Origin of the sequence: Exiguobacterium alkaliphilum 12/1, assembly GCF_000714435.1 — a bacterium.
Classification (GTDB): Bacteria; Bacillota; Bacilli; order Exiguobacteriales; family Exiguobacteriaceae; genus Exiguobacterium; species Exiguobacterium alkaliphilum.
The window spans coordinates 1-10522 of record NZ_JJMW01000054.1 but is presented as its reverse complement, the minus strand read 5'-3'; the positions used below and the strand labels follow the sequence as shown (position 1 = coordinate 10522).

General features: G+C 56.0%; 8 protein-coding genes and 2 riboswitches. Of the genes, 4 read left to right on the top strand and 4 right to left on the bottom strand.

Annotated features, from left to right (window positions below; translation table 11 throughout):
* Positions 1 to 45: 45 nt before the first annotated feature.
* Complete coding sequence (locus RT52_RS11405) at positions 46 to 1080, bottom strand: SDR family oxidoreductase (protein ID WP_034817461.1); 1035 nt, start codon at positions 1078 to 1080, stop codon at positions 46 to 48.
* 192 nt (positions 1081 to 1272) lie between these two features.
* Between RT52_RS11405 and RT52_RS11400 the strand changes: the two genes are divergently transcribed.
* Entirely contained in the window at positions 1273 to 2568 is a 1296-nt protein-coding gene (locus RT52_RS11400) for a glutamine synthetase family protein (protein WP_034817458.1), read from the top strand.
* A 43-nt stretch (positions 2569 to 2611) separates the two neighbouring features.
* Here RT52_RS11400 and RT52_RS11395 read toward each other — a convergent pair whose 3' ends face one another.
* From RT52_RS11395 to RT52_RS11385, 3 genes are all read right to left on the bottom strand, one after another.
* Positions 2612 to 4105: a peptide MFS transporter gene (locus RT52_RS11395; RefSeq protein WP_034817456.1), complete on the bottom strand. Its 1494-nt coding sequence runs from the start codon at positions 4103 to 4105 to the stop codon at positions 2612 to 2614.
* Between the two features lie 141 nt (positions 4106 to 4246).
* On the bottom strand, positions 4247 to 5491 hold the full coding sequence (locus RT52_RS11390; RefSeq protein WP_034817453.1) for an MDR family MFS transporter: 1245 nt from the start codon (positions 5489 to 5491) through the stop codon (positions 4247 to 4249).
* 246 nt (positions 5492 to 5737) lie between these two features.
* Positions 5738 to 6838 (bottom strand): AI-2E family transporter, encoded by a 1101-nt coding sequence (locus tag RT52_RS11385; RefSeq protein ID WP_034817451.1) that lies wholly within the window; start codon positions 6836 to 6838, stop codon positions 5738 to 5740.
* A 171-nt stretch (positions 6839 to 7009) separates the two neighbouring features.
* Positions 7010 to 7110, top strand: a riboswitch (SAM riboswitch).
* Positions 7111 to 7186: 76 nt separating this feature from the next.
* Here RT52_RS11385 and RT52_RS11380 point away from each other — a divergent pair.
* The 3 genes from RT52_RS11380 (at position 7187) to RT52_RS11370 (ending at position 10416) form a co-directional block, all read left to right on the top strand.
* Positions 7187 to 8362 (top strand): aminotransferase class I/II-fold pyridoxal phosphate-dependent enzyme, encoded by a 1176-nt coding sequence (locus RT52_RS11380; RefSeq protein WP_034817448.1) that lies wholly within the window; start codon positions 7187 to 7189, stop codon positions 8360 to 8362.
* Entirely contained in the window at positions 8359 to 9375 is a 1017-nt protein-coding gene (locus tag RT52_RS11375) for an iron-containing alcohol dehydrogenase family protein (RefSeq protein WP_034817445.1), read from the top strand. Before RT52_RS11380 ends, RT52_RS11375 begins: the two co-directional genes overlap by 4 nt.
* A 40-nt stretch (positions 9376 to 9415) precedes the next feature.
* Positions 9416 to 9519: riboswitch (SAM riboswitch) on the top strand.
* A 75-nt stretch (positions 9520 to 9594) separates the two neighbouring features.
* Positions 9595 to 10416 carry a MetQ/NlpA family ABC transporter substrate-binding protein gene (locus tag RT52_RS11370; protein ID WP_034808138.1) on the top strand — a complete coding sequence of 274 codons (822 nt, stop codon included), beginning with the start codon at positions 9595 to 9597 and terminating at the stop codon, positions 10414 to 10416.
* Positions 10417 to 10522: the final 106 nt, after the last annotated feature.

Below are 10522 nucleotides of genomic sequence, written 5' to 3'. Positions count from 1 at the left end.
TATTAGTGTCTCATATAGCTAGGTCAGTCTAAGCTCCGTCTTGTTTTATTTTGTATCGTAATAGGCGTCGACGATCCGTTTCAGAGAACGGACGTTCAAATCGAGTGGTTGAAAGCCGGCATCGGCGAGCAACTGTTTCGTGTTCGCATCGGTGAAGCGGATATCGCGGTCCAAGTACGGGTTGAACACTTTCACCATCTCGTTGAACATCTCCTCGACCGAACTGAGCGACGACGTCGGCGTATCGGTGATCTTCAAGTGCGGGAAGGCGAGCGCCTCTTTCATGAACTCGAGCATGTCGGCGTTCCGTGGCGGCGTGTCGTTCGTGACGTTATAGATTGTGCTCGGGCGGGCGTGTTCAATCGCCGCGAGCAGGACGTCCGCGACATAGTCGACCGGGACGAGGTTCGACGTCCCGGTCTCTGAACCGACGAGCCGAATCGGGCCTGACGGGGCCGCACGTCGCTCGAGGCGACGCTTGAACACTTCGAGTGCGCGCATGTACCCGTACATCGTGAACTTCGAGTCGGCCTCTCCGGTCTTTGAATCGCCGACGATGATCGCCGGTCGGAATATCGAGACGTCGAGATCATCCCGTGTCTCCCAGACGGCACGTTCGGCGTGGGCCTTGCTCTCCTCATAGGGGTTGTGGAACGTCTGGTTTGTATAGAGCGTCTCATGCCCAACTTCCTGCGCACCGAGCGTGTAGGCCGTGCTCACATGGAAGAATCGGGGGCATCCGAGCGCTTTCGCCAACTCGAGCGCTTGTTTTGTCCCGGTCAAGTTCGTCTCGAACAGTTCGTCACGAAGCGCTTCGTCGAACTTCACGAGCGCGGCCATGTGGAGCACGAGGGCCACGTTTCCGTGATGTCGTTCGATGAACGTCTCGTCCGCCCCGAGGAGTGGCGACGTCAAATCACCGGCGAGCACCTCAATCGACTCGCGCTCTCTCGGGGTAAAGGCGTTGTTTACTTTTTGGGGTGAGCGGGCGAGGACGAGGAGGCGATGGCCTCGCGCGATCAACTCTTTCGCGAGCCGTCCCCCTAAAAATCCAGTCGCACCTGTCATAAAAATGTTCACAGCGTTCTTCCTCTCTCGTTCAGTCTTTCTCCATCATACCAACAAGGAGGATTTCAAGCTACTTTGATTCCTGTTTTCAAATTTGGGGTTTAACAATTTTTAAAGTGGGTTATGAACTAAAGAGAAGCGTACGCAAGGTACGTCATGACAGTGTTGACCTGTCAAATAACTTAAGTGAGGTTTTTTAGAATCATGGCAAATCTATTCGGAACTGATAAGGATGGCTACAGGAAGCAGCAAGCAGAGATTGAGAAAGCGGTCGAAGAGAAAGGGATCACCCAAATCCATCTGTATTTCTCGGACGTCCTCGGAGATTTGAAGCTATTGACGCTGTCTGCGAAATTGTTGCCGGAAGTCTTTGAAGGGAAAACGATGTTCGACGGCTCGTCCATCGACGGGTTCTCTTCCATCAAAAACTCAGACTTATTCTTACGCCCGGATTTAGATCGTCCACGGTACGAAAAAGACGGTGAAGAGAGCATCCTCGCCTTCTTCTGTGACGTTTGCACACCTGATGGGGAACGTTACGAGTTCGATCCCCGGAACGTCTTGAAAGATGCGCTCGAGCGTGCTGCCCGTGACGGCTACTCGATTTTCGTCGGAGCCGAACCGGAGTTCTTCATCTTTGACGAGAACGGCGAGTTTTATGATGAGGCCGGATACTTCTCGACCCGCTCGGAAGACAAAGGCTATGAGGTGCGCCAACATATTGCCAACCGACTCAGTGAAGTCGGCTTCAATATCGAAGCGGTCCACCACGAAGTGGCACCGGCCCAGCATGAGATCGGCATCAAGTATGACGATGCGCTCCATACGGCCGACAACATCCAGTTCTTCAAGGAGATCGTCCAGCTCGCCGCCCAAGAGAAAGGCGCGAAAGTGTCGTTCCTACCGAAACCGCTCCGTGATGTGAACGGTTCGGGGATGCACTTGAACATCTCGGTGTGGAAGAACGACAATGACGGGAAGCCGACAGACAACGCCTTCGAGGAGCCGGATGCGGATTACGGTCTGTCTACGACGGCCCGTCACTTCATCGAAGGGATTTTGAAACATGCCCGGGCGACGGCCATCTTCACGAACCCGCTCCCAGAGTCGTATGAACGTCTCGTCCCTGGTTTCGAGGCACCGGTCAACATCTGCTGGAGCCCGTCGAACCGAAGCTCGATGATCCGGATTCCGGCATCGCGCGGCAGTGCGACACGCGTCGAAGTCCGCAACCCGGACCCGAGTGCGAACCCGTACTTGGCACTCGCCGCACTCATCTATGCCGGCCTCGAAGGCATCGAGCAACGACTCGAACCGTCGGCGCCGAACGAGGACGACTTGTTCGAGTACTCGGCGAAACAGATCGAGAGCCAAGGCATCGCCTCGCTCCCGGCGACGTTCCATGAGTCGATCCAATCGCTCAAGTCGGACAGCTTCCACAACTATTTCAGCGAAGATTTGATCGATCGTTACTTGTCGCTCATCCAAGTGCGCAAGTAACAAGTAAAGACGCCATTCCTCTTAGTTGAGGAATGGCGCCTTTTTAGTGGATCCCGCGCATATAGCGTTTGATGACCGGTGCAAGGGCGAACAAGATGAGACTGAGGACGATAGCGGCGCCACCGATGACCCCAAAGTAAATCATCTCGTTTTCTGGTGAGTAGAAGCGGACGAGCTGGGCGTTGATCCCTTGGGCCGCCGCGTTCGACAAGAACCAGAGCGACATCGTCTGGGCCGAGAAGGCCGCCGGCGCGAGTTTCGTCGTCGCCGACAGTCCGACCGGCGACAGGCTGAGCTCGCCGAGGACGACGATGAAGTAGCTGAGGACGAGCCAGAGCGGATTGACGAGCGTATTCGGCCCACCGAAGTAAGCCGGTAGCAAGATGACCAAGAAGCTGAGTCCGGCGAATAGAATCCCGAACGCGAACTTGACCGGGATGCTCGGCTCACGGTCGCCGAGCCGGACCCAAACCCAAGCGAACATAGGCGCAAGTAGGATGATGAAGAGCGGGTTGAGCGACTGGAACCACGCCGCCTTCAGTTCGAGGCCGAGGAAGTTCAAGTTTGTGCGTTGATCGGCGTAGTTCGCGAGGATCGTCGCCCCTTGCTCTTGGATCGCCCAGAACATGACCGAGGCGATGAAGAGCGGGATGTAGGCGATGATACGCGACCGCTCGATTTCGGTCGTCTTCGGACTGCGGTACATGACGATGAAATAGATCGTCGGAATCGCGATCCCGAACACACCGACGAGTCCGATGAACGTGTTAATCGTGAACAGCCCGCGTGGAATCAAGGCGGCGAGCAGTCCCCCGATTACGAGGACGGCGATGGTCGAATATTTGATTGCATTTCTCCGTTCTGAAGGCGTCAGCGGGTTCGGTACATACGACCCGGCGAGGCCGAGGTTCCCTTTCTTCGTGACGATGAAGACGACGAGACCGATGAACATTCCGACGGCGGCGAGGGCGAACCCCCAATGGAAGCCGTAGTCGGCCTGCACTTGTCCGACGATGAGCGGGGAGATGAACGCCCCGAGGTTGATGCCCATATAGAAGATGCTGAACCCTGCGTCGCGGCGACGGTCGGTCTCATGATACAAGTCGCCGACGATGCTCGAGACGTTCGGTTTCAACAGGCCGGTCCCGATGACGATGAGCCCCATCGAGATGAACAAGAACGTCAGGCTACCGGGAACGGACAAGACGATATGGCCGAGCATGATGAACACGCCGCCATAGAAGACGGCGCGTGACGTCCCAAACACGCGGTCGGCGAGCCAGCCGCCGATGACGCCGGACATATAGACGAGCGCCCCATACACCGACATGATCGACAAGGCGACGTTGCGGTCTAAGCCGAGTCCACCCTCGGACACCTCGTAATACATGTAGAAGACGAGGATGGCCCGCATCCCGTAATACGAGAATCGTTCCCAAAACTCGGTGAAGAACAAGGTGAACAGTCCTTTTGGCTGTCCGAAAAATCCTTTTTGTGGCACACTGTCTACGATTTTCTGTTTATCGATTCTTTCCATGAAAGATTCCTCCCAACTTTCATATCATAAAAAGAACCGTTATGTTTGTAAAGTAAAATTGAATCTCTGTTTCAAAATTTAATCCATTTGAAATGAAACCAAAAAACACACTAACCAACAAGGTTTAGTGTGTTTTACCGGTCAGGCCGTCTTTTGTTTCGCTTCTGCCGCCCGGACTTTGCGTCCGAGCTGCCAGTAGATGAGACCGGAGACGCAACTGGCGATGCCGACGAGGAGCAGCGCCACGTGCCCGGCGCCCCGGTTGAAGAACAAACTCGCGAACAGCGGCGCCGTCACACCGCCAATCAACCACTGGATGCTGGCGGCACCGTTGTAGGCCCCGCGCATATTCTCGGGCGCGATCATGGCGATGAACGTCTGCTGGACAGGCGACATGATCATCTCGCCGAGCGTGTAAAACGCATAGACGGCGAGGAGGACGGAGACGAGCATGAGATATGGCGTGCCGAGTGAATAGAGGAGACGCGGGACGACGGCGAGAAGCATCATGCCGACACCGAACACGGTCGCCCCGGCGAGCATGACGTTCCCGAACGGCTTCTGGCCGAGCTTCGAGGCGATCGGGAACTGGAACAAGACGACCATGATGCCGTTCAAGGCGAGCAAGTAAGCGAACGGGTTTTGCCGGTCCGTGAACGTCGGCAGCGACTCACGCAAGAAGAGCGGCAACATGCTCTCGACGATGGCGAAGCCCATCGAGATGAAAACGCCGGCAAAGATGAACACGAGAAAGACGCGATCTTGTGAGAAGACGCGGAGCACGTCCTGGTTGGATAACGTCTCATGCTCGGTCGTCTCGGGCAACGTCTCACGGATGAACTTGGCTAGGACGAACGCGTAGAGCCCGAACACGACCGCCGCCGCGAAAAAGATATACTGCCGGTCGAGGAAGAGGACGGCACTGCCGAGGAGCGGACCGAACGCGGCACCGATGTTGTGCCCCATTCGGAGTAGGCCGAACGCCTCGTTCAACTGTTCCGGCTCGGTCACGTCCGCGACCATGGCGCTCGCTGCCGGATGGAAGAGCGAGTTCGTCAAGCCGAGCATCGCGTTCAAGAGCAGGAGCGGCCAGAACGTATCGGCGAAGGCGAAGCCGACGAGTGCGAGCGCATCCCCGACGATGGCCGTCATCATGACGGGCTTACGTCCGTAAAGGTCGGCGAGACGCCCGCCGACGACCGAGCCGATGAGCGCCATGATCGGTCCGGTCGCGAGGATGACCCCGACCTGGACGTAACTGTCGAGCTTGTCACTATAATAGAGGACGAGGAACGGGGCAATCATGAACATCATGACGCCGGTGATCGTCTCGCCGAGGAAACGGATCCAAATGTTGCGGTCGAGCCGCTTGAGTGATTGATACATACGGGTTCACCTGTTTCTGAGAAAGTAAAAAGGGACGAAGCGTGCGCGGAGGCATACTCGTCCCTTTGTCTACGCATGCCTCGAAAGACAGGCGGAACCGTTCGATTGTCACGAAAGTCAAGGCGCCTGTCTGTCAGTATGAAGTTTCGTCTGTAGTCCGTTCATGACTGACATGGGGCAGCCTCCTTTCTGATAGTTGTCTACAGCTAAACTGTATGACAGATTGTTTGAATGTGTCAACTTATTTTAGAGCAGTTCGTTCAAATTCTTTCGTGACAATCGATAGTCGATGAGACGTGACAGGATGACTTGAATCATCGCCGTGACAGGAACGCTGATGAACATGCCGACGAGGCCGAAGAGGCTGCCGCCGATGATGATCGACGTGATGACCCAAAACGGCGTGATCCCGACGCTGTCGCCGAGAATTTTAGGTCCGAGCCACAATCCATCGAACTGTTGCAATAAGAAGATGAACACGAGGACGAGGACGGCCGTGAACGGGTCGTAGAAGTATGTGATGATGAACGCCGGAATCATCCCGAGGAGCGGCCCGACATACGGGATGAAGTTTAAGATCCCGATGATGACCCCGAGCAAGAGGGCGTACGGTGCCCTGATGATGAGTAGACCGATGACGGCCATCACACCGATGATGAGACAGTCGAGCGATTTGCCGATGATGTAACGTTTGAAGATGTAATCCATCTCCTGGAAGATGTCAATCGTCGTCTTCGCCGTGGCGACAGGGAACAGCGCATACAACAGACGTTTGAACATCCGGGCGAACACTTCTTTGTCTTTCAATAGATAGATGGAGATGACGATCCCAATCAAGAAGTTGATGAGCGTCATCGTGAAGCTCGAGACGTAACTGACCGACGACAACACGGCCGTCTCGACCCAGCCCGAGTAACGCTCCTCGAACCGCTTGAAGTCGAGCGTCTGGGCGATCGTCTCATTGTAATCTTGCAAAAACGCATTCAACTGACCGACGAAGCCGTCAAGTTGCCGGATATAAAACGGCAACTCCTCGATGAGCGAGGCGACGCTCGAATAGATGCGTGGGAACAGCGTCACGGCCGAGATGACGAGCAGCCCGATGAACGTCACGTAGACGATCAAGAGGCCTTGGTATCGTTTCAACGAGAATCGCTCCTCCATATACGACAGCACCGTGTTCAACAAGAGGGCGATCGCGATCCCCATGATGACGGGGGTCAATAGTTGAAACGTATACTGCAACACGCGTGAAATCGTGTCCGGTTCGCTGATGACCCGCCATAAGACGAGTAAAATCAGGCCGATCACTGTTAGTTTCCAAATCAATTGCCGGTTTAGCTCCACGAGTCCAACCCCTCACCCTACATTTTTTTCAGAATAACGTTCTTCTTTTACTATGACCGTTTTTTTTCAGGGTTTCAAGAGCACTTCGTCATTTTTCAAAATAAGGATTGACAGCAATGGGAACGTTTGGTTTACTTAAGGACATATTACACATAAATCGCATATAAACACTTTCTATCAAGAGAAGCGGAGGGACTGGCCCGATGAAGCTTCAGCAACAGATTGTTTCAATACTGTGCTAATTCCAGCAAGGTAACCTTGAGAGATGGGAAGGTGGTTGTTTGAATACGTCTGTATCTCGACACCCCTTTCCGCGGAAAGGGGTGTTTTTGCATAGGAGGACCATCCATGGCAGACAGACGTTCAAACTTACTTAAGACTTTACCCCCACAGCACTTCGTCGGGCTCGCGAAAGAAGTGGCCGCGCTCGAACAGGCCGGGGCCGATATCATCCGGCTCGGGCAAGGCACGCCGGACTTGCCGACGCCGAAACCCATCTGCGAGGCGCTCGAGACGGCGCTCGCGAACCCGGAGACCCATCAGTACGGCCCGTTCCGTGGGCAAAGCCGATTGAAACAGGCGGTGTCGACGTTCTACTTGAACGAGTATGGAGTCGACGTCGATGCCGAGACGGAAGTCGCGATTTTAATCGGGTCGAAATCGGGGCTGATCACGCTCCCACAATGTGTCCTTGAACCGGGGGAAGGCATCTTGCTCCCGAATCCGGGCTATCCGGATTATATATCGGGCGCACGGCTGGCCGGTTCGGTCGTGCATGACCTCGTCCTGACAGAAGACAACGATTTTCTACCGGATTACAAGACGCTCGATACGCACGGGGCGCGGCTCATGTATTTGAACTATCCGAGCAATCCGACCGGCGCCGTCGCGACGCCACAATTCTTCGAGGACACGGTCCGTTTCGCCCGAGAGCAGGAACTGATGGTCGTCCACGACTTCGCCTATGGCAGCATCGGCTTTGACGGGCATGTGCCGCCGAGCTTCCTTCAAGCCGACGGGGCGAAAGAGGTCGGCATCGAAGTGTACACGATGTCGAAGGCGTTCAACATGTCCGGCTGGCGCGTCGCCTTCGCCGTCGGCAACAAAGACATCATCGAGGCGATCAACACGTATCAAGACCACGTCCATGTCAGCGTCTTCTCCGCGATTCAAGAAGCGGCCGTCGCCGCACTCGAGTCACCGAAGTCGATTCGAGATGACTTGTCCCGTCTGTATGAGACGCGGCGCGACAGATTGGTGGACGGCCTGCGCCAAGCCGGCTGGGACGTGACGGCCCCGAAAGGCTCGTTCTTCGTCTGGGCGAGAGTGCCGGAAGGCGATTCCGCCTCGTTCGCCAAAAAGCTGCTTCATGAGGCAGGCGTGGCCGTGACACCGGGCTATTTCTTCGGCACCGAAGGGGAGCGCTACGTGCGTTTCGGACTCGTCTCCCCGGAGCCGAAGATTGACGAGGCCGTCGAGCGAATCGAGCGGCTGTTCGCCGCCTATGAAGAGGTGCGGGCGTGATCCGTCAAGCCGTGCTCGAGTATGATCACGCCGCTGACGCGCTCGATCGTCTCGACGAACTGATCGGCGCTCGTTCGGTCCATGTGTTGCGCGGGCAAAACGGCTACCCGACCGTCGAACGGTTACTCCCTTCGATTCAAACCTATCCGGCAACGACGTTCCGAGGAGAGTGCACGGATCGTGAGGCGGACCGCGTCGACCTCGACGGGGCGGACGTCCTCATCGCCGTCGGTGGCGGCAAGCTCGTCGACACGGCCAAACTCGTCGCCGTACGGAACGGCGTCCCGCTCATCGTCATCCCGACGCTCGCCTCCAACTGTGCGGCGTTCACCCCGCTCAGCGTCGTCTATCGCGACGACGGGAGCTACGACCGCTATGACGTCTTCCGGGTCGTCATCGAACGTGTCATCGTCGACGCCCGGGTCATCGCATCATCGCCGTATGATTATTATCGAGCCGGCGTCATCGACACGGTCGCGAAGTTTTATGAGGCCCGCTATTTGAGCGGGGACGCCTCGACCGATGCCGGCGTCGATGCCGGACTCGCGCTCTCCAAGCAATGTCATCGCCTGCTCGAGCTCGAATTGACCGAGACCGCCTTCCGCTCGTATGGGGAAGGGACGCGTTATGCGGTCGACCACGTTCTCGCCATCGGTGGGGCGGTCGGTGGGTTCGGCGACGCCGGGACACGGGTCGCCGTCGCGCACGCCGTCCATAACGCGCTCAGTCAGTTCGAGACGACGCATCTGTTCCTGCACGGGGACAAGGTCGGCTTCGGGTTGCTCGTCCAAGAATCGCTACGCGGCTCGGAAGACGTGGCTCGGCTTCGGGCATGGCTCGAAACGGTTGAGGCCCCGACGACGCTCGAGGCGCTCGGTCTTTCGACGGACGAGATCCCGTTCCTCGTGGCAGCAGTGATGAGGGAGACGACGCTCCAACAGTTGCCTGAACCGATTGATTATGACTATTTGAAAATAATTATTGAAAATTTGCAGAAATCTATTTACAAATAAAAGAATAATGAGTAAGATTAAGACAATTAAATTGAACGTTTGCTTATCAAGAGCGGTGGAGGGACTGGCCCTATGAAACCCGGCAACCAGATCGTAAGATCATGGTGCTAATTCCAACAGGCGGAAGCGTCTGGGAGATGAGCGTGTCCGACTTCGCTGTGTCGTGCCCGCTTCTCTTGATGAGTGGCGGGCTTTTCATATTAAAGGAGGAATCATTCAATGAACATCAAATCAAAATCAGTCCTTGCCGGGACATCGTTACTCGCCGCGATCGCGCTGTCAGCTTGCGGACAATCGGATGCGAGCGAGGCGCTCAGCAACGAGTCGATTACGATCGGTGTGACCGGGGGGCCGCACCAACAAATCGCCGAGGAAGTGAAGAAGCTCGCCGCTGAGGACGGGCTCGAGCTCGATATCAAAGTGTTCAACGACTACAATACCCCGAACGCCGCGCTCGCTGAAGGCAGCCTCGATGTGAACAGCTATCAGACGCTGTCGTTCCTCGAGCTCCAAAAAGCGGATAAGGGCTACAAGATTGACGACGTGTTCAAGACGGTCGCCTTCCCGATGGGGCTCTATTCGGACAAGCTGACCGATATCGACGAATTGAAAGAAGGCGACAAGGTCGCCGTGCCGAACGATCCGGCGAACGAACTCCGTGCGCTTCGCCTCTATGAGACGGCTGGTCTCATCACGCTCAAGGAGGGCTTGACGGACAAGGCGACGAAACGAGACATCGCCGAGAACCCGCTCAACCTCGAGTTCATCGAGCTCGAGGCGTCACAGCTCCCGACGCAACTTCCTGAGGTCGCGCTTGCCGCCATCAACACGAACTTCGCGATGGGTGCGGGGCTCTCGATCAACGAGGACGCCCTCTTCCATGAAGACACGGTCGACAACCCGTACCCGAACTACGTCGTCGTCCGGACCGACAACAAAGAAGACGAGGTCGTCGAGACGCTCAAGTCATACTACCACTCTGACGAGATTCGGACGTTCATCGAAGAGACGTTCAACGGCTCGATCGTCCCGGCATTTTAAGGAGGCACTATGATCGCACTCAAACAGATCAAGAAGACGTTCACCGTCAACAAAGGAACGGTCACGGCGCTCGATGACGTGTCGCTGACGATTGAAAAAGGTGAGA

What these genes read in the sequence shown, in the direction of transcription:
- RT52_RS11400 (WP_034817458.1), top strand. Translation starts at nt 1,273, where the DNA reads ATGGCAAATCTATTCGGAACTGATAAGGATGGCTACAGGAAGCAGCAA.
- RT52_RS11370 (WP_034808138.1), top strand. Translation starts at nt 9,595, where the DNA reads ATGAACATCAAATCAAAATCAGTCCTTGCCGGGACATCGTTACTCGCC.
- RT52_RS11380 (WP_034817448.1), top strand. Translation starts at nt 7,187, where the DNA reads ATGGCAGACAGACGTTCAAACTTACTTAAGACTTTACCCCCACAGCAC.
- RT52_RS11395 (WP_034817456.1), bottom strand. Translation starts at nt 4,105, where the DNA reads ATGGAAAGAATCGATAAACAGAAAATCGTAGACAGTGTGCCACAAAAA.
- RT52_RS11390 (WP_034817453.1), bottom strand. Translation starts at nt 5,491, where the DNA reads ATGTATCAATCACTCAAGCGGCTCGACCGCAACATTTGGATCCGTTTC.